Origin of the sequence: Pseudomonas sp. P5_152 (assembly GCF_033989915.1) — a bacterium.
Taxonomy (GTDB): domain Bacteria; phylum Pseudomonadota; class Gammaproteobacteria; order Pseudomonadales; family Pseudomonadaceae; genus Aquipseudomonas.
This window is the reverse complement of sequence record NZ_JASFAH010000002.1, coordinates 5,308,437-5,331,594: the sequence shown is the minus strand read 5'-3', so window position 1 is coordinate 5,331,594 and position 23,158 is coordinate 5,308,437. Positions and strand designations below refer to the sequence as shown.

Genomic DNA, 23,158 nt, shown 5'->3' with positions numbered 1-23,158 from the left:
GACAGACTGTTCACCTTGAGTCGTTGCGGTCGAGCAGTTGCAGCAGACTGTGCACATCCGTCAGCGCTGGCGCATGGGCGCCGGCATGGCGGCAAGATATGGATGCACAAGCCGCTGAAAATCGCAGGCGCGCGCGCAGGTCGGAGATCCCCAGCAACTGCGCCGCCAGCCAACCGGCCATGCACGCGTCTCCTGCGCCCACCGTGTCTGCCACGTTCACGGCAATCGCCGGCTGCTCGAGTTGGCTGTCCGGGGTGTGGAGAATCATCCCGTGCTCGCCTCGAGTAAACAGGATCTGCGCGTGAGGATTGAGCGCACGCAGCTCATCCATTGCCTGTTGTTCGGACAGTCCTGGATAGATATGCCGAAGGTCTTCGTCGGAGAGCTTGATCATGTCGGCAAGGGCGGTCATCGTCGGGAAGGTCTGCTCGCGATAATGGCTGTCCATCAAATTGCGCCAGTTCGGGTCAAAACTGATCCGCTTGCCCGCTGCCTTGGCCTGCTGAGCTATGTTCACCAGCCTGCCGGCCAGTGGCTGTCGCGCCAGGCTGATGCAACTGAAATGACACAGTTGCGCCTGGTCAATCCATCCTTCAGGCATCAACTGCGGATCAAAAAACAGATCGGCCTCTCCCGCAAAAAAATACTGTGGGGGGCGGCTGGATGGAACGATGGCGACCAAAGGCGTGCGGTCTACCCGTTGGATAAACCGCCTATCCAGCCCTGCGGCTTGCGACTGCGCCACGATCTCGTCACCCAGTGAATCCATGCTCACCGAACCTGCAAAAGCGCAGCTAACACCCAAGCGACTGAGCGCGCGTGCCACGTTCCAGGGCGCACCACCCGGGTAGCCCTGCCACTGTCCAGGAGTGCCCTGGACAAGGTCGGTCAGCGCTTCGCCAAATACGACTGCGCGAGGCAATCCCATGCTCATTTCCTCAATGCTGTGTTGTAGGTAACTGCTGGCCAACTAGCTTGGACCGTTAATCACTGACGCACTATGCCTTGCTGTTGGCCGGACGGGTTCAGATATTAAAACCAGGTTTCCATCTGGATGCCGTACTGCCATACGCCACCTGCATTGAAGTCCGACTTGCCGAAGGAGTCAGCGGTACTGTAGCTGTCCAGGTCCGACGACCAGTCCATGACACTGGCGAACACGCGCAACTCGGGACGTGTGAGCAGGTCGCCAACATCCGGTTTGAACGTCGGGGCAATGGTGAACTTCCAGAAGTCACCGTCGACCGCATTCCGTTGCAGGTAGCCCTTGGGGTCGAGGTCCATGGTTTGCCAGCTCACTTCGTAGGCCATCTCGAAGTTGCGGTTGATTTCATTGGCCAACCGTACGTTCAGGGTCATCCAGCGGTAATCGTCACCCTTGACGTACCGGTCCTTGCTTTGCTCGGCCAACAGGCTGGGGCCGATGCGCCAGCCCTGTGCGATTGGCGTCTCGCCGTAAACCGCCAGACGCAGAGCGCGGGCGTCGTCGATCAGTTCGCCATCCGAGCCGATATTCTTGACCTCTGCCCCCAGGCCTTGCCCGTAGAGCAGCGCCGTCTTGAAGAAGCCTTGCCGGCCGAAAAAGTCTTTCTGGTGGTTGGCCAGCATGCTCTGCAAACCGGAATCCGCAGGCGACAGACCCGCTTCATTGCTGCGGATGGAAATGTCGTTTTTCTTTGCCCCAATGGCATTGAACATCCACTGCCACTGCCCCCTGTCGAAGAACTGGTTGGAGGTCAGGATGTAGCTTTCCACATCGGCATCGACACCGCCCTCACTGAAATCGCCGTAGTTACGCCCGACCAGGGAGTAATTCGAACGCCAGTCCTGGTTCATCTGCACATCGTAGATGCCACCGCCGGTGCCGGCCAGGAAGACCACGTCCGAGTCCAGCCAGTGGATATCGAAGTTATCCCGGTCGAATCGTTTGCCTGCCCACAAGGTGGAGTTCTCGAACACTGAGTTGCCCTTGAAGGCGGCGAGATGATCGAGTTCGGTGAACACCTGACGCACGTTGAGGTTGCTCTCGTCGGCCGTCCAGTCATTGGAACTCTCCACACCGTCGGCGATGGACACGGTGAATTTGGCCCGGGTGCCGTTTTGCGCATAGGTCTCTTTCGACAGGTCTATGCGCATGTACGTGTCGTCTTCGTTGCCAAGTCGTCCCACGGCACCATCGACTGAACCGGCCGGGGTTGTGTAGGGACCGCCGCGACCACCACCGAGCCCATCGTTGACCAGCAATCCGGAACGGGCATAGCCCTTGAAGCTGAAGCCGTCGGTGAGGTGTCCGCTGCTGCCCTGCTTTTCCAGGCTTTGCTGACGGGCTTCGAGTTTTGCCACACGGGTGTCCAGGGCCGGCGCCGAACTGGCTGCAGCCGTCGACGCTGCTGGCTGCAAGGCGGGAGTGGCAAGCTTGAGCTGTTGCAATTCCCTGGCAAGTGCCTGGGTTTGCTGCTCGGCAGCGGCAGCGCGTTTTTCCGCGGCGCTGGCACGGGCTTCAAACGCGGCCATGCGTTGTTCCAATGTCGCGGCCTGGGTGGTTGCCGCCGAGGTGCCAAGCACACCTGCGAGTAGCCAGCTTGATGCTTTCTGCATGTCGATTTCCTGTGTTGTTTTTATTGTCGTTGCTGCCGTGACTGGGCTCTTTTTCGCGAAGGGTGATTTGTCAAAAACCACGAAAAAAAGGATGCCTCATCGCAAATTCGCTGTTACATTTGGCGATGTTAACGTTAACTTTTATAAAAACAAAAATAAAGGGGCCTTTATGAAACTGCTCAAATCGATCTTTCCAGCAGCACTGTTCACCCTCTGTGCCGGGCTTCCATCCCTCTCGAATGCAGCCGATCTGACGATCTCCTGCGGTGCCGTGGGTGCGGAGTTGCAACTGTGCAAGGAGGCTGTCGAGGCGTGGTCAAAACAGACCGGTCACCACGTCGAGGTGGTTTCTACGCCTAATTCGGCAACCGAAAGGTTGTCGTTCTACCAGCAGATCCTCAGTGCGCAGTCCGCCGACATCGACATCATTCAAATCGATATGGTCTGGCCAGGGATGTTGGCCAAACACCTGATGGATCTGCGCGAGGTGCTTGCAGCCAACGCCACCCAAGGCTATTTCCAGGCACAGGTGGATAACGCCACGGTGAACGGACGGCTGGTGACGATGCCGTGGTTCACCGACTCGGGCCTGCTGTATTACCGCAAGGACTTGCTCGAGAAGTACCACCTGCCGGTTCCCCAGACGTGGGAGGAAATGACCGCGACCGCCAGGAGTGTCCAGCAGGCCGAGCGCACGGCCGGGAATCCCAATGCCTGGGGTTACATCTTCCAAGGGCGTGCCTACGAAGGCCTGACCTGCAATGCGCTGGAGTGGATCAGCAGCCATCCGGAAGGCGGGCTGGTCAATTCACGAGGCGATATCGTGGTCAACAGCCAGGCCTCGAGAACGGCGTTGACCCTGGCCAAAAGCTGGGTCGGCGACATCTCCCCACGGGGCGTGCTCAATTACACCGAGGAAGAAGGTCGCGGCGTATTCCAGTCGGGCAATGCGCTGTTCATGCGTAACTGGCCGTATGTCTGGGCCTTGGTACAAAGCCAGGACAGCGCAGTAAAAGACAAGGTTGGCGTCGCTCCCCTGCCCCGCGGCGGCGACGCTGGCAGCCATGCATCGACCCTCGGTGGTTGGGGCCTGGCGGTGTCGCGGTACAGCGCCCAGCCAAAACTTGCCGCCGAGCTGGTGAGCTACCTGAGCAGTGCCCAAGAGCAAAAACGTCGTGCGCTGATCGGCGCCTATAACCCGGTTATCGAGTCGCTCTACCAAGACCCTGAATTGCTCGCGGCAATGCCTTACTACAGCCAGCTGCACAGCATTCTCAACGCTGGAGTGATGCGCCCCGCCTCGATCACTGCCGATCGCTATCCACGGGTCTCCAATGCGTTCTTCGATCGAGTACATGGCGTGCTGGCGGACGAGTTGCCTGTCGATCAGGCGCTGGTCGACCTGGAAAGCGAACTCACGCGCATCAAACGCCGGAACTGGTAAGTCAAAGGAAGGAAATCAGCATGTCTGTCTCTGCTACCCACGCCCCCGGTGACGAGCTCCTGCTCACCCGGGAAACGCCCGTACAACGTCGCCGAGTGCGCGCCGCCTGGTTGTTCCTGACACCCATGCTGCTGTGTCTGGCCCTGGTGGCAGCCTGGCCGCTGCTGCGCACATTCTGGTTCAGCCTGACCGACGCCAACCTGGCGGACACCGATGGCGGATCCTTCGTTGGCTTGAGCAATTACCTGTTCCACAACGGTTCGTCCTGGTCGGGCATCCTGGTCGATCCTCAATGGTGGAACGCGGTGCGTAACACCTTGCATTTCACCGTGGTGTCGGTGGGCCTGGAAATCGTCCTGGGACTGCTGGTGGCGTTGCTGCTCAACATCAAGTTCTCCGGACGCTCAATGGTGCGTGCGTTGATTCTGATTCCCTGGGCGATTCCGACCATTGTCTCGGCGAAAATCTGGTCATGGATGCTCAACGACCAGTTCGGCATCATCAATCACATGATGCTCAGCCTCGGCCTGATTGATGCGCCCCTGGCCTGGACGGCCGATGCGGATCTGTCGATGTGGGCGGTGATCATCGTCGATGTCTGGAAGACCGTACCTTTTGTCACGCTGCTGATGCTGGCGGCCTTGCAGATGTTGCCGAGCGATTGCTACGAGGCTGCCAGGGTCGATGGCATTCACCCGCTGAAGGTGTTCTGGCGGGTCACGCTGCCGCTGCTGATGCCCGCGCTGCTGGTGGCGGCGATCTTCCGCATCCTCGATTCGCTGCGGGTATTCGACGTTATCTATGTGCTGACCTCGAACTCATCGAGCACCATGAGCATGTCGGTCTACGCCCGCCAGCATCTGGTGGAGTTCCAGGACGTTGGCTACGGCAGCGCGGCTTCGACGCTGCTGTTCCTGGTGGTTGCGGTCATCGCCCTGCTTTACCTGTACCTCGGACGTCGTCAATTGGAGGTGCGCGCATGAGCCCGCGCCTACTGAAAAAAGCCCTGTTGCGCCTCGGGTTCTGGTGTCTGATCGGGATATTGCTGCTGTATGCGGTCTTCCCTTTCTACTACGCCATCGTGACGTCGCTGAAGCCGTCCAGCGCCTTGTTCGAGGTGAGCTACTGGATCAAGAACCCCGACTTCTCCAATTATTCGGCGGTCCTGCATCAAGCCTCATTCTTGCAGGCCATCGGCAATTCGCTGGTGGTTGCCCTGTGCGTGGTGGCGCTGGCGCTATTCCTCAGCCTGACCGCCGCCTACGCCTTGGGCCGGGTCAAGTTCCGTGGCCGTGGCACGGTCTTGATGCTGGTCCTGGGGGTGTCGATGTTTCCCCAGGTCGCGGTGCTGTCAGGGCTGTTCGAGGTGATCCGCGCGCTGGGCCTGTACAACACGTCCTGGGCGTTGATCCTGAGCTACACGATTTTCACCCTGCCCTTCACTGTCTGGGTGCTGACCACGTTCATGGGACAACTGCCCCATGAACTGGAGGAAGCGGCAATCATGGACGGCGCGTCCCCCTGGGTCACGCTGACCCGAGTGTTGTTGCCGCTGCTCTGGCCCGCACTGGTTACCACTGGCTTATTGGCGTTCATTGCCGCGTGGAACGAGTTCCTGTTTGCCCTGACCTTCACCCTCACCGACACGCAACGCACAGTGCCAGTCGCCATCGCCTTGATTTCCGGCGGCAGCCCCCACGAGTTGCCTTGGGGGTTGTTGATGGCGGCCTCGGTGATAGTCACCGTCCCACTGGTGATTCTGGTGTTGATCTTCCAGCGCCGAATCGTTTCCGGTCTCACTGCCGGCGCGTTAAAGGGTTGATGCCCAACAAAGACAAGGAACAGCATCGTGATCAAACTGAAACTAGACAACGTCAACAAACAACTGGGCGGCGCGCGGATTCTGCGCGACATCAGCCTCGAAATCGCGGCGGGTGAATTCGTGGTGTTCGTCGGTCCTTCGGGCTGCGGCAAATCGACCCTGCTGCGACTGATCGCCGGACTGGATTCGATCTGCGGCGGCGACCTGCTGATCGATGGGCAGCGAGCCAACGACCTGGAGCCACGCGAACGTGGGGTCGGCATGGTGTTTCAGTCGTATGCGCTGTACCCGCACATGAGCGTCTACGACAACATCAGTTTTGGTCTCAAGTTGGCCAAGACGGAGAAGAGCAGCCTGCGCGAACGCGTGCTGAAAACCGCGCAGATCCTGCAATTGGAAAAACTGCTGCAACGCAAGCCAAGGGAACTGTCCGGAGGACAACGCCAGCGTGTGGCAATGGGCAGGGCCATGGCGCGGGAACCGGACATTCTGTTGTTCGATGAGCCGCTCTCCAACCTGGATGCATCCTTGCGCGTACAGATGCGCAACGAAATCGCCCGGCTGCATGATCGGCTGGGCTCGACCATGATCTATGTGACCCACGATCAGGTTGAAGCGATGACCCTGGCCGACAAGATTGTCGTGCTCAATGGGGGGCACGTCGAACAGGTCGGTTCGCCGCGCGAACTCTATGAGCGCCCGGCCAGCCGCTTTGTCGCCGGCTTCCTGGGTTCGCCCACGATGAATTTCCTGCCCGCGCTCCTGCAGGCACCCGGTGAACACAGCCAGGTCGATACCGGTATCTGGGGCGCCACGTCCCTGCCCTTCGATAGCTCGAATCTGGCGCCGGGCACGCCGCTGAGCCTGGGGATTCGCCCGGAGCACATGTCACTCAAGGCAGCCACGGGCAGCAGCGGCATCGCCGTGACCGGGGTTGAATACCTGGGCAGCGAAACCTATGTGCACCTCAAGACAGCGCAGGACGAACCGCTGGTTTGTCGTTGCGAGGTCAGCGCCGGATGGCAGGTCGGCGATCGGGTCGAGCTGCGACTGGAGGTCGCCCATCTGCACCTGTTCGACGCCGACGGCAGCGCCTTGAAGCGCTACCCACAGACGATTGAAACCCCATCGGATGGCGTCCCGTTGCGCTCGGCACGAGCAGGCGCCCTATGACTGAGTCCTTGAATCCCATGAACGCTCCCATGCCTGGCGCCCTCGAGCTTGCGCAGCATGCGCTGCGTGACGGCCTGTCTCGCGTCATCCACGATTATCGACCCGGGTATCACATTGCCCCCCCTGTGGGCTGGATGAACGACCCTAACGGAGTGGTGTACTTTCGTGGCGAATATCACGTGTTCTATCAGCACTACCCCTTCGAAGCGAAATGGGGCCCGATGTATTGGGGGCATGCAAAGAGTGCCGACCTGGTCCATTGGCAGCATCTGCCCATTGCATTGGCGCCCGGCGATGACTTCGACCGTGACGGTTGTTTTTCCGGTAGCGCGGTAGTCTGTGGCGATACCCTGGCGCTGATCTACACCGGGCATACCTGGCTTGGGGAAGTCGGTGACGAGCGTTGCATCCGTCAAGTCCAGTGCCTGGCCACCAGCAGCGACGGCAACCGGTTCGTCAAGCATGGCGTCGTCATCGAGCGCGCGCCGCAAGAAGATATCATGCACTTTCGCGACCCCAAGGTCTGGCAGGAGAATGACTGCTGGTACCTGATTGCCGGCGCCCGCCTGGGCAATGTGCCGTTGCTCCCGCTGTACCGTTCCACGGACCTGCATACCTGGGAGTTCCTCGACTATGTGTCCCGCGGCAGCGAGGGTGATGGTTATATGTGGGAGTGCCCGGATCTGTTCCGCCTGAACGGACGCGATGTGCTGCTGTACTCCCCGCAAGGCATGCATCCCCAGGGCTACGAACGGCTCAATAAGTACCAGACCGGTTATCGAGTGGGCCGACTCGACAGCGAATGGCACTTCACGGGCGGGCCTTTTATCGAGCTGGATCACGGCCATGATTTCTATGCCGCACAAACCCTACTTGCCGCCGACGGTCGACGCCTGGTGTGGGCGTGGCTCGACATGTGGGAAAGCCCTATGCCGAGCCAGGCCCATCACTGGTGCGGCATGCTCGGTTTGCCGCGCGAGCTGGAACTGTGTGCCGATCGCCTGTACATGTATCCGGCGCGGGAACTCACCGCTCTGCGCCAAGCGCCATTGCCGGGTACGCCGTGGTGGGATGAGTCGGGAACCCGCTGGGTGCCGGAAGTGAAGGGCGACATGCTCGAAATCCATGTGCATCTGGACCTGCTCGGCTGCACCGGGCAGGTGGGGGTCGCCTTGCGTTGCAGTGAGGACGGCCAGGAGGAAACGCTGCTGTACTACGATGCGGCCCTGCATCGTCTGGTGCTTGACCGCAGCCGCTCGGGTGCGCAAGTCAGCGGGCAGCGCAGCGTGGCGATAGACCCGGCACAAGAGCACCTGGAACTGCATGTGTTCCTCGATCGCTCGTCCATCGAGGTGTTCGACGAAAACGGTCAATTCACCCTCAGCAGTCGCCTTTATCCGCGGCCAGACAGTCTGGGCGTGAAGCTGCTTGCCAGTGGCAGTGGCGGGCGCGTCTCCATCCCCAACGCCTGGCCTCTTGCCTCGGGCTGGTTATGAGCCGCGTCATTGGAGTCGCGAGAAGCGCGGGCCCTGTGGCATGATCGCGCGTCAACCTGACAGGTTTCGCCTCGCATGACTTCAGTGAAAGACGTTGCACAGCTGGCCGGCGTGTCCCTGATGACGGTTTCTCGAGCGCTCAATAATCCGGAAAAGTTGAGCCCCGAAACCCTGCAGCGGGTGCGCCAGGCGATTGATCAACTGCAATTCGTGCCGAGCTTGTCGGCGCGCAGAATGCGCGGCGACAATCTGCAGTCGCGAACCATTGGTGTGTTCGCGCTGGACACCGCGACCACACCGTTTGCGGTCGAGTTGCTGCTGTCCATCGAACAGACCGCACAGCAAGCCGGCTGGAACGTCTTTATCCTCAACCTGTTGAGCAACCCGCCCACCGACCAGAACATCGACCTGATGTTGTCGCACCGTCCCGACGGCTTGATCTTCAGCGCCATGGGCTTTCGCCAGGTGAGCATTCCGGAGCGTTTGAAGAGCAAACCCCTGGTACTCGCCAATTGCCTGGCAGATGACAGCCACCTGGTGAGTTATGTGCCGGACGACGAATCAGGCCAGTATCGAGCCGTACACCATGCGTTGAGCCTGGGCTATCGGCGCCCGCTGTGTATCAATCTGCCCAAACAAAGCCTGGCCTGGGGCCTGCGACAGAAAGGCCTGCAGCGTGCCTGTGAGGCATTCGGCCTGGCGCCTGACTCACTCCTGCAATACGACCTTTCCGATCATGACGCCTATGGTGAAACCGCAGCCATCCTCGACCGGCACATCCTCGACGGTCGCCCGCAATTCGACATTCTGATCTGTGGCAACGACCGCATTGCCTTTTGTGCCTATCAGTTGTTGTTCGGCCGCGGCCTGAAAATCCCCGACGATGTCGCCGTGCTCGGCTACGACAACATGATCGGTATCGCCGAGCTGTTCATCCCGCCCCTGACCACGGTGCAACTGCCCTACTACGAGATCGGTCGCCATGCTGCCCGGCACCTGATCGAGACCCTTGAGGTATCGGGAACCCAGCCGGTTGATTGTCCATTGGTGGTCAGGTCATCTCTCTAGGAAGATCAACTTCCCTCCCCTGCTGGAAAAGCATGAGTTGGCGACTGGGATTCTCGGCATGATCAATGGTTATCTGGGTGACCGTGACTCGGGGCTGTCGCGGGAAAACACCCGGCGACTTCAGAGTCGCACTGGGTCGCTTTCAACGCACAGGGCTTCGAGCAGCACCTGCTCCAAGATAGCGAAGAAGCATTTGATGTGGGGCTGCTTCAATGCCTGAGGGCGGGTCACCAGGTAGACGTCCATATCGGGTAGATCGATATCCGCAAACAACTCAATCAAGTCTTTCGCCAGGACTCGAGGCAGCACGGCGACTCCCAATCCCTCTCTCACCGACTCGAGTTGCACGGCGAATGAACTCACGCTGATCTGCGTACGCTCCAAACCCGCTGCCTTTGCTGCACGCATTTGCGGCAACATGTCTTGAGGAGGAAGCAAGGCGATATTGCCTGCTGTGGCCGGGGTCAACTCAGGAAAGCGCTTCAGGTACCCTGCAGCAGCGAAGATGCCATAGGCAAGCTTGCCTATGGGTCGATAAATCAGCGATGGCTCGCCCAGATGTACCGTGCGTACAGCAATGTCGGCCACACCGCGGACAATCTTGTGAAAGTCGGCTGAGACCAGCAACTCCACCGAGCAAAGCGGATGCACGGTGGTGAAACGACGTGCAGCCTCCAATACCCGAGAAGAGAACCCCTCTCCTGCACTGACCAGAACACTGCAAGATAGCTCGGTTTGCAAACCGGACAAATCAGCCACGGCTTGACGCCTCAAGCCTGCCTCCGCAGCGAGGGCAACATCCACCAGAGATAAACCCCGCGAGGTCAACCGACATCCCTCGACACCACGTTCGAGGAGTGGCTCGCCGAGAGCCGCCTCAAGTTGGCTCAGGCGACGAGACAGGGTAGACGCCGCGATACCTAGCAACTGGCCCGCTTGAAGAAAGCTGCCACGCCGCGAGACTGCCAACAACAGCCGCAGATCATCCCAATTTGCTTGCACCGCCATGCGCTCTTCCTTCCTTGGTTTGCAGATATGCAAATCCATTATGCCGTAGTGGTTGTTTTTCAGGAGAGATCTCAACGGTATATCTACTGGCCTTTGAAACAACGGGAATGCACTGTATGACTACTGGCCCCAACGACTATGCGCAACGCGCCGCGGCAGCCTTCAATCGCCGCGATGTAGAGACAATGCTTGCATTGGTGCATGAAGACTTTATCTACCTCGATAGCATGGGGATTCAAGTCGGTCGCCAATCCATGCGCAAACGCGAGACCGCGATTTTCGACGCACTGCCCGATGCGCAAGTGACTCTCAGCCCATTCATGGTCGCGGACGATCGTTTGGCGTTGACGGCCTTGCTGAGCGGTACCTTCACCGCCCCGCTGGTGCTGCCTGGCCGGGTGATTGCCCCCCACGGACGGCCTATCACCCTCCACTATGCTGCGCATTTCACCTTCAAGGATGGGCTGGTGATCCGTGAGGAGGCCTTCTTCGACAGTGCTGTGTTGATGCCGTTAGCCCAACAGGGGGAGAGTTAATCCATGCGCAACGCATTTGTTACTGGCGCAACCGGCTTGCTGGGCAACAATCTGGTACGAGAACTGATCGCTCGTGGCTACTCCGTCAAAGCCCTGGTCCGCTCCAGAGCCAAAGGTGAACAGCAGTTCAACAAACTACCGAAGGTGGAACTGGTCGTTGGGGACATGGCCGACGTCAGCGCATTCGCACCATCGTTGCAAGGTTGCAATGTGGTGTTTCATACCGCGGCCTTTTTTCGCGACAACTACAAGGGCGGCAGCCACTGGAAAGAACTGGAAAAGGTCAATGTCATCGGTACGCAGGACCTGATTGATCAGGCCTACCGCGCCGGTATACGACAGTTTATCCACACCTCTTCGATTGCCGTGCTCGACGGTGCGCCTGGCACCTCCATCGATGAGACGTGTCTGCGGGCCGAAGCCGACGCAGACGACTACTACCGCAGCAAGATACTCGCCGACCAAGTCATCCTATCGTTCCTGGAAGCACATCCTGATATGCATGCCTGCATGGTGCTGCCTGGCTGGATGTGGGGCCCCGCCGACATCGGTCCGACCTCCTCGGGACAGTTGGTACAGGATGTCGTGAACGGCAAATTGCCCGGATTGATCCCCGGTAGCGTCTCAGTGGTCGATGCACGTGATGTCGCTCGGGCGCTGATAGCCGCCGCCGAACATGGGCGGCGCGGCCAGCGCTATCTCGCGGCAGGCCGGCACATGACGATGCGCCAGTTGGTACCTATCCTGGGCCGTATTGCGGGGGTCAAGACACCCTCGCGGGAACTACCGCTCGTGCTTCTATACACCTTGGCGGCTGTGCAGGAGATCTATGCTCGGCTTACCGGCAAGCCCATACTGTTGAGCATGGCCACCTTACGCCTGATGATACGAGAGGAGTACCGCACCCACTTCAATCACAGCAAGAGCGAACAAGAACTTGGCCTCAGTTTCCGGTCGCTAGAGCTGACAATCACTGACACCGTAGCGTGGTACCGCGATCACGGCTGGTTTGAAAAACACAATGCGCGGACCTCGAACAAAAACGCTCGTTCGACATAGTCGAAAAGTAACCTTCAAAGCGCACCAGACAAGGAAGTAAATTCGCTGTGAACAGGGAAATAATTCTGATGCGACATGGCCAGCCACAACTGGCGAACGTCGATAAAGTCTCAGCACTCGAGATGAAAGACTGGATCGAACACTACAACCGATCCGAAATCACCCAGCAGCCGGTTCCGGATGCCAGTCAACGACTCGCTGCATCCGCCACGGTCATTGCTTCAAGCAGCGCGCCTCGTGCGCTTAGCTCCGTGCAAGCGCTCGGGCTGAAGCCGGTACTGGTCGACGCCGTTTTCTGCGAAGCCCAACTACCTTTTGGTCATTGGAAACGCCCACGGCTCTCGCCCTTTACCTGGGCATTTATCCTTAGAATCTTATGGCTTTGTGGCTACTCAGGCAGCGTCGAATCGGCCAACACTGCGAGGATGCGGGCCAGCAAAGCCGCTGAACTATTGCAGTCCCTTACTGGCGAAGGATCCGTCCTGCTGCTCGGTCATGGCTTCATGAACCGAATGATCGCCAAACAGTTGGTGAAAGATGGTTGGGTTCGCCATACGCGTAACGGTAGCCAGTATTGGAGCGCAGCGGTGTACCGCTATGTTGGTGTGTAAGTAGCGCTAGTTGATCGAGAGTAAGTGGCTGCTGCTGGAAGCAAGGCAGCGAGTGAACCCGCACGAACTTTTTGCACTCAGTCGAATTCTCTTAACAAGAACCGCCACAGGCGAGCCGCCCAGACATTGATCAACTCAAAGACATAATACAACTTATTGATTTACAACAAAAAATAAAAAAATACAAACTGGCACAATAGTTGAGAAGGACAACCTTGCGCAGTTAAACGCTGCTGCACGCCGCTCATAACAATAAGGTTGGCCTCTCATGCACCATTCACTCACTCGTTGCACTCCCCTTACGCTCAGCGCTGCCCTGTTGCTGGCCGGCAGCACTTCACTTGCCCAGGCTACCGAAGGCGGTGTGTCGTCGTGGCCGATGGGCATTGAAATCTACGGCATGGGTATCCTGCCGCCACCCGGCACCTACGGTCAGGTATTCGTCGGCGACTACCTGGCCGATACCCTGCGCGATAACGCTGGCGACAAGGTGGCCGACATCGATCTGCGCGTCACTACTGTCGTGCCTCGGTTCATCTGGGTCACCGAACAGCAGGTACTCGGTGGCAACCTGGGCTTCCACGCACTGCTCCCGCTCAATGACATACGGCTGAACATCAAGAGCGGTCCACACGACCATAAGCGCGGCATCGGCGACGCTCACCTCGGCCCGGTGGTCGGTTTCCACCACAGTGACAAGTTCCACACCGCCGTGGGTGTCGACTTCGTACTGCCTACCGCCAGCGAGTACGACAAAAACGACCTGGTCAACCTCGGCACGAACTATTACACCGTACAAGCGGTGTATGCCATGACCTATATGGACCCCACGGGTTTTAACGCCGATGTGCGCCTGATGTACGATTACAACTTCGAAAATCAGGACACCCATTACCAGTCCGGCCGCGAGCTCCATGCCGACTACACCCTAGGCTGGGGCTTGGGCAATGGCTGGGTGCTCGGCGTTGGTGGTCACGCTTACAAGCAGGTGAGCGATGACCAGTGCAGCGCCTCCCATTGCGCCGCCGCAGCCTTGGTCGATGCCGCCGATGGCAACCGTGGCCGCTCTTTCTCCATTGGCCCGGCGGTACAGTACACCAGCAAAAACGGCTGGTTTTTCAGTGCCAAATGGCAGGACGAATCGGGTGTGCGCAACCGTGCCGAGGGCCAGGCCTACTGGCTGAAGTTGACCACCGCATTTTGATCAAGACCCACGCCCCACGACCTTCAACAGGTCGCGGGGCATTGCTTGTTGGAAGCGCCCAGGTCGCTCGCCGCCTCAGCTCCCCTTGAGACGATAACTGACTTGCGCGCGACTCATGCCGAGCATCTGCGCCGCCGCCGTAATGTTGCCCCCGGACCGTTCCATTGCCAGGCGCACCAGGCGTAACTCGATTTCCTCCAAGGAGGTGCTTAATACCCGCTGGCGTCCGGAGACGAAGTCCTGCAGGCTTTCCAGCGCCGGCTCAGCGAGCGCGCCCATGACACTATCGTCCTCGGCTGACGCTGACGGAGTACCCGTCGTTTTCTCACTGCGCTGGGCTGCCGACAAGCGCCCCTGGGAGGTCAGGCCGATGGCTGTTGCCATCAACGACGCCCCGGCCTCGGCCAGGTGCACGACATCCATCACCTCGCCGTCACCGGCGGCAATCACACCCCGTTCTATCAAGTTCTGCAGCTCGCGAATATTTCCCGGGAATCGGTACGTCAACAGCGCGTTGACCAGCCGCGTGCTGAAGCCGGCCAATTGGCGCCCGTGGCGCAGGCTGAAGGTGCGCAGGAAGTAACTCATCAGCAACGGGATATCTTCGCGGCGCTCACGCAGCGGCGGCAGGTGGATGGGGAAGACATTGAGGCGATAGAACAAATCTTCGCGAAAACGCCCCGCCTCAACCTCGCGACGCAGATCCACGTTGGTCGCGGCGATCACCCGCACATTCACCTTGATCGGCGCCGTGCCGCCGACACGCTCGATCTCGCCCTCCTGCAAGGCACGCAAAATCTTGCTCTGGGCACTGAGGCCGAGGGTCGCGATCTCGTCCAGGAACAAGGTACCGCCATGCGCCCGCTCGAAGCGCCCGGGGCGCGAACGATCGGCGCCGGTGAAAGCACCGCGCTCAACGCCAAACAGCTCGGCCTCCACCAGGTTCTCCGGCAAGGTCGCGCAGTTCAGCGCCACCAACGGCATATCCCGGCAAGCACTGGCCTGATGCAGGGTGCGCGCGAACAGTTCTTTGCCCACGCCCGATTCCCCGGTCAACAACACGGTTGCCTGGGTCGGCGCCACCCGTTGCAGCAACTGACTGGCAGCGACGAACGAGGCTGAAATACCCACCAACTGTTTGCTGTCGGCGGGCTCCTTCAGATCGGCAACGGTGGTTTCAATGCCCGAGGCGTAAGTGCTGCGACTGAGGAAGTCACTCGGATCGAGATAAGCCAGGTCGACATCGATATCGTCCCACTGGTCGGCCGGCTTTCCGACAATGCGACAGGCCTGATGACCCATTGCGCGGCATTCCTGCTCGCGGAACACCACCAGGCGTCCGAGCAGCGACGAGGCGTAGCCACTGGCATAACCGATCTCCATCCAGCAAGCCGGCTCGCCCCCCAGGCCAAAGGCCGCGATGTGCTCGTCGTCTTCGAGTGAATTGTGCCAAAGGAACTCAGAGTAGAAGTGACCGACGCCGGAGTCGATTTCGAAACGCACCACCTCGACATTGACCATGCCTTCAAGCATGTGCAGTCGCGGCCCGGCGCTGTACAGGCTGGCGTGATCGCCTTGCGGCCACTGTTCGCTGACCTGCGCGGCGTCCCGCGCACCGGCCTGCCAGCCGATTCGCGTCAACAGGCCACGGGCCCTGTCGAACCCCAGCGCCTCGATCAGCTCGCGGCGGATGGCACCGAACGCAGAGCCTTGCAGCAACATCATGCGCTGGCCACACAACCAGATATTGCCATCCTCTGGGGCGAAGGCCACGGTCTCTGCCAACTGTTCGGCAGACGGCAGACCGCTGGCGCCGAACTGGCTCGCCCGGTCGACGAGCAAGCGCTTCTTTCGGCCAAGCATCTGCTTGAGGAATTCCTCGTCCGCTGGACGACCGGGCTTGTTGGACGGAGTACGAGTCATGGGCAATCAACAAGAGGCAGGTAGGTAGCCTTTCAGTATGCTCACTCACCCCGCGGGGTCAATCTGCCAGCGGGTGACTCGGCGCTTCAGCCGCGCCCTTCGCTCGATAATCGCACATATTCTGTCCCTCCCAACGGTTGCAAAGCTTTCAACAAGCCTGCGACTTCTTCTGCATAAATTTCTGCACCCCCTGGTTTGTCACTGTTGGGCGGCGATCGTCACTCACCACCAAAAACAGCATATGCATTTGTTTTATAAGGGTTTTCAACTACGAAACAGAGCTTGGCACAGTAATTGTTACATCGGGTCATGTGCATGCTGACAAAACACCTATAAGAGAGAACGTCATGACCGCTACTCGTCCTGCCTATCAGAACCTTGAACTGCAACCGCTCGCCGGACAATGGCGTGCCGGCGGCACCGGTCGCTCGTTGGAGGTGTTCGACCCTTTTACTCAGTCGCGCTTGCTGCAGATCACCCTGGCCAACCGCGAAGATCTCAACGCCGCCTACCTCACTGCACGCGAGACCCAGGTCGAATGGGCCACGCGGGGGCCTGCCGCCCGTGGCCAGGTGCTGCTCAACGTCGTGAAGGTTTTCGACGAGCGCCGCGAGGAAATCATCGACTGGATCATCCGCGAATCCGGTAGTACGCGTATCAAGGCACAGATCGAATGGGGCGCCGCGCGCGCGATCATCCTGGAGTCGGCCAGCCTGCCCAGCCGCGTGCATGGCCGTATTATTGCCTCCAACGTTCCGGGCAAGGAAAGCCGGGTCTACCGCACGCCGCTGGGCGTGATCGGTGTGATCAGCCCATGGAACTTCCCGCTGCACCTGACAGCCCGCTCCCTGGCACCTGCCCTGGCGCTAGGCAACGCCGTGGTGGTCAAGCCAGCCAGCGATACCCCCGTTACCGGCGGCCTGCTGCTGGCACGCATCTTCGAGGAAGCCGGATTGCCGTCGGGCGTACTCAGTGTGGTGGTGGGCTCCGGCGCAGAGATCGGCGACGCCTTCGTCGAGCATCCGGTACCGGCCTTCATTTCCTTTACCGGCTCGACCCAGGTCGGACGCAACATCGGCCGCATCGCCAGCGGCGGTGAATACCTCAAGCACGTGGCCCTGGAGCTTGGCGGGAACAGTCCGTTCGTGGTCCTGGCCGATGCCGACGTCGAACAGGCCGTCAGCGCCGCCGTGGTGGGCAAATTCCTCCACCAGGGCCAGATCTGCATGGCGATCAACCGCATCATCGTCGAGCAGCCGCTGCTGGAAACGTTCACCCGGCGATTCGTCGAGCGAGTCAAGGCCCTGCCCTATGGCGACCCGAATAGAGCTGAAACCGTGATCGGTCCCGTGATCAACAGCAAGCAACTGGCAGGCTTGCAAGAGAAGATCGCCACGGCGCAGGCCGAAGGTGCAACGCTGCTGGCAGGCGGGCAGGCCCAGGGCAACGTCCTGCCGCCGCACGTGTTCGGCGGGGTCACGGCTGACATGGAGATTGCCCGCGAAGAAATTTTCGGCCCTCTGGTTGGCATCCAGTCGGCGCGTGACGCCGAGCATGCCCTTGAACTGGCCAACAGCAGTGAATACGGGCTCTCCAGTGCTGTATTCAGCGCGAGCCTGGAGCGCGGCGTGCAGTTCGCCAAACGCATCCATGCCGGCATGACCCACGTCAACGACATCCCGGTCAACGACGAACCCAACGCCCCCTTCGGCGGCGAAAAGAATTCCGGCCTGGGTCGCTTCAATGGCGATTGGGCGATCGACGAGTTCACCACCGACCACTGGATCACCTTGCAACACACGCCTCGGCAGTACCCCTTCTGATCCGGACCAAGGCTCCCACGAACCAACCTACCAATAAGAATAAGGAGTACGAAATGTCCTCACTGCTCAACAACCCGGTTGTGAAACGGACCTTCGCTGCTTGCTTTGCGTTGCCGTATGTCCTGCTGGCCGGGAATGCTGCCGCCGATGGCGATGGCGTCTGGAAAGGCGGAGAAAACGTTTACGCCAAGGTGTGCGGCCACTGCCACGAGAAACAGGTCGGCCCGCAAATCACCGGCCGCCAGCTGCCACCGCAGTACATCACGGCAATTGTGCGCAATGGCTTTCGCGCCATGCCGGCCTTCCCTGCCTCGTTCATCGACGATCACTCGCTGCAACAGGTCGCCGAATACATTTCCAAAACGCCCGCCCCAGCGGCCAAGCCTTGAGGAGCCAGCCATGAACGTCGAACGTCGTGTACTGCTCAAGGGCATGGCTCTGGGCAGCCTGGCGGGTATAGCCATGGGCAGCTCCGGCCTGACCATGGCCAAAACGGTATTGGGTAACCAGGCCCGTGCAGCGCTGCCGATCCTGGCCCTTGTCAGTGGCGAAGTCGCCGAATCGGCCTTTCTCGAGGGTATGGCTGCAATCCCGGGAGGCAGTCAAGTCAAGGTGCAGCGCAGCGACCTCAGCCTGGACTTCATTCTCGGCCTGGAACAACGCCTGAGCAGCGGTGAACCGCAACGCATGATCGGCTTGGTCGACGATGCCAGTGCCGCGCTGATCATTGACCTGGCGCGCAGTGCCGGCGCTCGCGTGCAGTGGCTCGGCCAGCATCGGGCCACGGCCAACGCCTCACAGCACCGACTGCTCAGCGCCGAAGCGGCCAGCGGCTGTGCTCCACAACTTGGCCTGAGCCTGAACACCTGCGGGACCGGTTTCAGTCTTACAGAACACCGCATGCATGGCCTACAAGCTCCGTTGCAAATGTCCGCGGCTGCCCGCCACAGCAGCGGCTCGGACCAATGGCTGGCCACGCTGGGCTACACCCTCGCTGCCCTGGGCACCACCAGCAACGGGCAAGCACCACAGGTCACCCGCCGAACGTCGCCGCTTACCGGTAATTTCGTTTCGTTTTCGATCGAGGCTTGAAGGAGCTAACCAAATGACTGAGCAAATCAACAAGACCCTGCTCCCGCGCGGTGTCGACAGCGCAAACTTCGAACAAGCAATCGCCAAGTTTCGCAAACTGCTGGGCGATGAAAACGTTCTGGTCAAAGACGATCAACTGATCCCCTACTCCAAGATCATGATCGCCGTGGACAATGCCGAGCACACGCCGTCTGCCGCCGTCACCGCCACCACCGTCGAAGAGGTGCAAGGCGTGGTGAAGATCTGCAACGAACACAAGATCCCGGTGTGGACCATCTCCACAGGTCGCAACTTCGGTTACGGCTCTGCAGCACCAGGCCAGCGTGGCCAGATCATTCTCGACCTGAAGAAGATGAACAAAGTTCTCCACGTCGACCCTGAACTGTGTACCGCCCTGGTTGAGCCGGGCGTGACCTATCAGCAGCTTTACGACTACATCCAGGAACGTAACCTGCCGTTGATGCTGTCGTTCTCCGCGCCGTCGGCCATTGCCGGGCCGTTGGGCAACACCATGGATCGCGGCGTGGGCTACACGCCTTACGGCGAACACTTTCTGATGCAGTGCGGTATGGAAGTGGTGCTGGCCAACGGCGATGTGTACCGAACCGGCATGGGCGCAGTGAAAGGCGACAACGCCTGGCAGGTCTTCAAGTGGGGCTATGGCCCGACCCTGGACGGCATGTTCACTCAGGCCAACTACGGTATCTGCACGAAGATGGGCTTCTGGTTGATGCCAAAACCGCCCGTGTTCAAACCGTTCGAAATCAAGTTCGAGAACGAGTCGGACATCGCCGAGATCGTCGAATTTATCCGTCCGCTGCGCATCGCCCAGGTTATTCCCAATTCGGTAGTGATCGCTGGCGTGCTCTGGGAGGCATCCACCTGCAACACCCGCCGCTCCGACTACACCAGCGAGCCGGGTGCAACCTCCGACGCGATCCTCAAGCAGATCCAGAAAGACAAGAACCTCGGCGCCTGGAACGTTTACGCCGCCCTGTACGGCACTCAGGAACAGGTCGACGTCAATTGGAATATCGTCATTGGAGCCCTGAAGCAACTGGGCAAGGGCCGAATCGTCACCCAGGAAGAGGCCGGTGAAACCCAGCCGTTCAAGTACCGCGCCCAGTTGATGTCCGGGGTGCCTAACTTGCAGGAATTTGGCCTGTACAACTGGCGCGGCGGTGGTGGCTCGATGTGGTTTGCACCGGTGAGCCAGGCCCGAGGCAGCGAGTGCGACAAACAGCAGGTGCTGGCCAAGAAGACCCTCAACAAGCACGGTCTGGACTATGTCGGCGAGTTCATCGTCGGCTGGCGCGACATGCACCACGTAATCGACGTGTTGTATGACCGCACCAACCCGCAAGAAACCAAGCGCGCTAACGCCTGCTTTGCCGAGTTGCTGGATGTATTCGAGAAGGAAGGCTACGCCGTATACCGCGTCAACACCGCATTCCAGGATCGAGTTGCGCAGAGCTACGGCCCTGTCAAACGCAAGCTTGAGCATGCCATCAAGCGTGCACTGGACCCGAACAACATTCTGGCACCGGGCAAGTCGGGCATCGACCTCGCCAACACATTCTGATTGCCCTTGAGGCCCCGCCAAGTCTGTCTTGGCGGGGCTTTTTTATTTGTAGGTAACGCAATGACTTACACACAATTACTGGTTGCCAGCGCCCTGCTGCTGGCCGCCCCTCTGACGCTGGCCCAGGGCGACGTCACTCAGGGCCAAACCCTTTTCGCCGCTCAATGCGGCTTCTGTCACAGCCCCGAAGCGGGCAAAAACCTGATGGGGCCGAGTTTGCACGGCGTGTTCGATCGCGCCAGCGCCCAGGCGCCGGCCTTTACCTATTCCGCCGCCCTGCAAGGCGCCAAGCTGCAGTGGAGTGATGCCACTCTGGACAAGTGGCTGGCGAGCCCTGCCACCCTCCTACCGGGCAACATGATGATGTTCCCGGGGCAGCCCGATGCGCAGAGTCGTCAGCACCTCATCGCTTATCTCAAGAGTTTGAAGTGAGGACCCAAGGGCGCTTTACCCCTAAACGGAAGCTAAAAGGATTCCATCCAGAACCAGCCGTTCTGTAAGGGAAAAACGCCTAAAAATAAAAAAGGGTCGCGAGATAAAATCTCGCAACCCCTTGAATTATATGGTCGGGACGGAGTGATTCGAACACTCGACCCCTAGCACCCCATCTTCTTTTTTATACTTCTTGAAAGCTTCCAAAATTTTACTCTGGATTTTTCCAAGCTAGTATTTACTTGAGCTCCAGCGGTGTTCTGCTCTACGAGAGTCCAGTAACGTCCATCAAGAGCCGACGTTTTTGTGGGGGTAAAAGTAGGGGGAACCCATTTTATGGCCAAAATCACCATCAAAGAACTCGAGTCGTTGACCGCCAATGATGCCGGCCGGATCCTCAGGGAGGATGGCAATCTCGCCGGGCGAATCTCAGTCCGCAAGGACGGTGTGTCGGTCAGCTTTTTCTATCGCTATCGGTGGGGCGAGCAGAACAAAGAGTACTCCTGCGGAACCTGGCCGCGCAAATCCCTGACGGACATCCGTAAAGCACGCAACCAGGCCAGGGCGCTCATTGATGAGCAAATCAATCCCAACGAGCAAAAGAAAACCGCCAAGGCAGAGGCATACGCCGCGGCTAACGTAGAGGCCGAACAAGTAAAAACGACGAAGGTGCAAACGCTGACAGTCCAGGATCTGGCCAAGGCCTGGCTGTTGGATGGTGTTGCACGCAAAGACGGTAACGCCGAACTACAACGCCGTTTTAACAAGGACCTTTTTCCGGCACTCGGCAAGACCGCGGTGAGCAGCGTCTCCGAACACGATGTTCGGGCGCTGATCCGCACCGTGCTCAACCGCGGCGCTCACCGGCAAGCCATCAGCTTCTTCGCCGACCTCACCCAGATGTTTGGCTGGGCCAGAAAGCGCCAGCCCTGGCAGGCCTTATTGGTCGAGGGCGACCCGACGGAACTGGTCGACATCTCCCCCCTGATCCCGGCCGACTACGAGGCCGAAAGAAGCCGGATCCTTTCGCCGGCGGAGCTATTGGAATTGCATAACCGCTTCCAGCAAATGACCGCCGATTACAACGCCCTCCCCGCCGGCCAAAAATACGACGGCATTCGGCCGTTGAAAAAAGAAACTCAACTCGCGCTTTGGATCAGCCTGGGCACCTTGTGCCGGATTGGCGAGTTGCTGCAGGCCGAATGGAAAAATGTCGATCTGGACCGGCAAACGTGGTTCCTCCCCAGTGAAAACGTCAAAGGCTCCCGGGGCAAGAAACAGGACCACCATGTCTTCCTCTCCCCCTTCGCCCTGCATTTCTTTCAGGAGCTCAAGACCCTCACGGGAGACTCCCAGTGGTGCTTCCCCAACAAGCAGGATGATCAGCATGTGGATGTGAAAGTGGTGAGCAAGCAAGTAGGCGATCGTCAGGCCCGGTTCAAAAACCGTAGGGCTCTCTCCAGACGGCGTCACGACGATACGCTGGTCCTGGCCGACGGCCAGAACGGTGACTGGACACCGCATGACTTACGCCGCACGGGCGCGACCATGATGCAGGCTTTGGGTGTCAGCCTGGACGTCATCGATCGTTGCCAAAATCATGTGCTGGCCGGCTCCCGGGTAAGACGCCATTACCTGCATCACGATTATGCCGAAGAGAAAAAGCGTGCTTGGAATCTGTTGGGCGATCGACTCAGTACCGTGTTGTCCTCAACCTACGAGCACCCACCGACCGAGTCGATGCTGTCTTTTCCAGCGTTCGCGACTACAGAGTCGCGGCCACTTTCATAGGGCTGTTGCACCCAGAGCACTCTGGAATTTACACCCGCGACAACCCGTGTTGTGACCTAAAACTCATTGAAACCGAACTATTTGGAGTGGAAAAAGGCGCCTACACCGGAGCTCAACAATCTCGCATGGGCCGCTTCGAGCGGGCACATGGCGGCACGCTGTTACTCTATGAAATCGTCGAGCTGACGCGTTTTGCAGGAGGGGGAACTTGAACGGGTGGGCGATAGCCAGACCCGCAGTGTCGATGTGCGCGTCATCGGTGCTGCAAGGTGCTATGGAGCGCACTGGGCAAAATGTCTCAGAAGCTGCGCGTCTGCTGGGTATGACCCGGCCTGCACTAGCCTACAGGCTGAAGAAGTTGCCTGATGACCCGGATCTCCGAGGCCCGCATCAGGTAAGTCACTACCGGCTCCTTGATCGGAGGCAACTGCGTGAGACGCTTGCCAAACATGGCGCTACAAACTGGCGCCCAGACACAATGCCCGATGGAGTGCAT

At 59.4% G+C, this 23,158-nt stretch carries 20 protein-coding genes and 3 pseudogenes; 18 read left to right on the top strand and 5 right to left on the bottom strand.

All coding sequences use genetic code 11. The features are described 5' to 3' along the window. Nucleotides 1-10 precede the first annotated feature (10 nt). A complete protein-coding gene (locus QMK50_RS24560) occupies nucleotides 11-928 on the bottom strand; it encodes a carbohydrate kinase (protein ID WP_320334217.1) in 918 nt (305 codons plus the stop codon). Between the two features lie 104 nt (nucleotides 929-1,032). Continuing rightward, nucleotides 1,033-2,598, bottom strand: coding sequence for a carbohydrate porin (locus QMK50_RS24555; protein WP_320334216.1), 1,566 nt, complete (start codon nucleotides 2,596-2,598; stop codon nucleotides 1,033-1,035). A 169-nt stretch (nucleotides 2,599-2,767) separates the two neighbouring features. On the opposite strand from QMK50_RS24555, the gene QMK50_RS24550 reads away from it, so the two are divergent. The 6 genes from QMK50_RS24550 (at nucleotide 2,768) to QMK50_RS24525 (ending at nucleotide 9,601) form a co-directional block, all read left to right on the top strand. Continuing rightward, nucleotides 2,768-4,042, top strand: a complete 1,275-nt coding sequence (locus tag QMK50_RS24550; RefSeq protein ID WP_095169171.1) for an ABC transporter substrate-binding protein — start codon at nucleotides 2,768-2,770, stop codon at nucleotides 4,040-4,042. Between the two features lie 20 nt (nucleotides 4,043-4,062). Further along, a complete protein-coding gene (locus tag QMK50_RS24545) occupies nucleotides 4,063-5,025 on the top strand; it encodes a sugar ABC transporter permease (RefSeq protein ID WP_320334215.1) in 963 nt (320 codons plus the stop codon). Beyond that, the gene (locus QMK50_RS24540; protein WP_095169173.1) at nucleotides 5,022-5,864 is read left to right on the top strand and encodes a carbohydrate ABC transporter permease; all 843 of its coding nucleotides are present in this window, start codon (nucleotides 5,022-5,024) and stop codon (nucleotides 5,862-5,864) included. Before QMK50_RS24545 ends, QMK50_RS24540 begins: the two co-directional genes overlap by 4 nt. 27 nt (nucleotides 5,865-5,891) lie before the next feature. Then, entirely contained in the window at nucleotides 5,892-7,037 is a 1,146-nt protein-coding gene (locus tag QMK50_RS24535) for a sn-glycerol-3-phosphate ABC transporter ATP-binding protein UgpC (RefSeq protein ID WP_320334214.1), read from the top strand. After that, nucleotides 7,034-8,533, top strand: coding sequence for a sucrose-6-phosphate hydrolase (locus tag QMK50_RS24530; RefSeq protein WP_320334213.1), 1,500 nt, complete (start codon nucleotides 7,034-7,036; stop codon nucleotides 8,531-8,533). Before QMK50_RS24535 ends, QMK50_RS24530 begins: the two co-directional genes overlap by 4 nt. A 75-nt stretch (nucleotides 8,534-8,608) precedes the next feature. Further along, nucleotides 8,609-9,601 (top strand): LacI family DNA-binding transcriptional regulator, encoded by a 993-nt coding sequence (locus QMK50_RS24525; RefSeq protein ID WP_320334212.1) that lies wholly within the window; start codon nucleotides 8,609-8,611, stop codon nucleotides 9,599-9,601. Nucleotides 9,602-9,721: 120 nt separating this feature from the next. Here QMK50_RS24525 and QMK50_RS24520 read toward each other — a convergent pair whose 3' ends face one another. Further along, nucleotides 9,722-10,609, bottom strand: a complete 888-nt coding sequence (locus tag QMK50_RS24520; protein WP_320334211.1) for a LysR family transcriptional regulator — start codon at nucleotides 10,607-10,609, stop codon at nucleotides 9,722-9,724. A 116-nt stretch (nucleotides 10,610-10,725) separates the two neighbouring features. Between QMK50_RS24520 and QMK50_RS24515 the strand changes: the two genes are divergently transcribed. The 4 genes from QMK50_RS24515 (at nucleotide 10,726) to QMK50_RS24500 (ending at nucleotide 14,019) form a co-directional block, all read left to right on the top strand. Then, nucleotides 10,726-11,145, top strand: a complete 420-nt coding sequence (locus QMK50_RS24515) for a nuclear transport factor 2 family protein (protein WP_320334210.1) — start codon at nucleotides 10,726-10,728, stop codon at nucleotides 11,143-11,145. A 3-nt stretch (nucleotides 11,146-11,148) separates the two neighbouring features. Beyond that, nucleotides 11,149-12,204: an SDR family oxidoreductase gene (locus QMK50_RS24510; protein ID WP_320334209.1), complete on the top strand. Its 1,056-nt coding sequence runs from the start codon at nucleotides 11,149-11,151 to the stop codon at nucleotides 12,202-12,204. Between the two features lie 68 nt (nucleotides 12,205-12,272). Continuing rightward, nucleotides 12,273-12,815, top strand: coding sequence for a histidine phosphatase family protein (locus tag QMK50_RS24505; RefSeq protein ID WP_320334551.1), 543 nt, complete (start codon nucleotides 12,273-12,275; stop codon nucleotides 12,813-12,815). 268 nt (nucleotides 12,816-13,083) lie between these two features. Beyond that, nucleotides 13,084-14,019, top strand: a complete 936-nt coding sequence (locus tag QMK50_RS24500; protein WP_320334208.1) for a transporter — start codon at nucleotides 13,084-13,086, stop codon at nucleotides 14,017-14,019. Between the two features lie 75 nt (nucleotides 14,020-14,094). Here the strand turns inward: QMK50_RS24500 and QMK50_RS24495 are convergent, their stop codons facing one another. Next, nucleotides 14,095-15,942 (bottom strand): sigma 54-interacting transcriptional regulator, encoded by a 1,848-nt coding sequence (locus QMK50_RS24495; protein ID WP_320334207.1) that lies wholly within the window; start codon nucleotides 15,940-15,942, stop codon nucleotides 14,095-14,097. Nucleotides 15,943-16,289: 347 nt separating this feature from the next. Here QMK50_RS24495 and pchA point away from each other — a divergent pair, with 347 nt between their 5' ends. From pchA to QMK50_RS24455, 8 genes and pseudogenes are all read left to right on the top strand, one after another. Further along, on the top strand, nucleotides 16,290-17,765 hold the full coding sequence (gene pchA, locus QMK50_RS24490; RefSeq protein ID WP_320334206.1) for a 4-hydroxybenzaldehyde dehydrogenase: 1,476 nt from the start codon (nucleotides 16,290-16,292) through the stop codon (nucleotides 17,763-17,765). 53 nt (nucleotides 17,766-17,818) lie between these two features. Then, on the top strand, nucleotides 17,819-18,154 hold the full coding sequence (locus QMK50_RS24485) for a cytochrome c (protein ID WP_320334205.1): 336 nt from the start codon (nucleotides 17,819-17,821) through the stop codon (nucleotides 18,152-18,154). Nucleotides 18,155-18,164: 10 nt separating this feature from the next. Then, nucleotides 18,165-18,857 (top strand): hypothetical protein, encoded by a 693-nt coding sequence (locus QMK50_RS24480; RefSeq protein WP_320334204.1) that lies wholly within the window; start codon nucleotides 18,165-18,167, stop codon nucleotides 18,855-18,857. 13 nt (nucleotides 18,858-18,870) lie between these two features. Next, entirely contained in the window at nucleotides 18,871-20,439 is a 1,569-nt protein-coding gene (locus QMK50_RS24475) for an FAD-binding oxidoreductase (protein WP_320334203.1), read from the top strand. Nucleotides 20,440-20,499: 60 nt separating this feature from the next. Beyond that, nucleotides 20,500-20,871, top strand: a complete 372-nt coding sequence (locus tag QMK50_RS24470; RefSeq protein WP_320334202.1) for a c-type cytochrome — start codon at nucleotides 20,500-20,502, stop codon at nucleotides 20,869-20,871. A 336-nt stretch (nucleotides 20,872-21,207) separates the two neighbouring features. Beyond that, nucleotides 21,208-22,662 carry a tyrosine-type recombinase/integrase gene (locus tag QMK50_RS24465; RefSeq protein WP_320334201.1) on the top strand — a complete coding sequence of 485 codons (1,455 nt, stop codon included), beginning with the start codon at nucleotides 21,208-21,210 and terminating at the stop codon, nucleotides 22,660-22,662. A 62-nt stretch (nucleotides 22,663-22,724) separates the two neighbouring features. Beyond that, a pseudogene (locus tag QMK50_RS24460) lies at nucleotides 22,725-22,926 on the top strand (sigma 54-interacting transcriptional regulator); the annotation flags it as partial. Continuing rightward, a pseudogene (locus QMK50_RS24455) lies at nucleotides 22,907-22,975 on the top strand (hypothetical protein); the annotation flags it as partial. The pseudogenes QMK50_RS24460 and QMK50_RS24455, both read left to right, overlap by 20 nt. 63 nt (nucleotides 22,976-23,038) lie before the next feature. Here QMK50_RS24455 and QMK50_RS24450 read toward each other — a convergent pair. Then, nucleotides 23,039-23,122 (bottom strand): annotated as a pseudogene (locus tag QMK50_RS24450) (DNA-directed DNA polymerase); the annotation flags it as partial. Nucleotides 23,123-23,158: the final 36 nt, after the last annotated feature.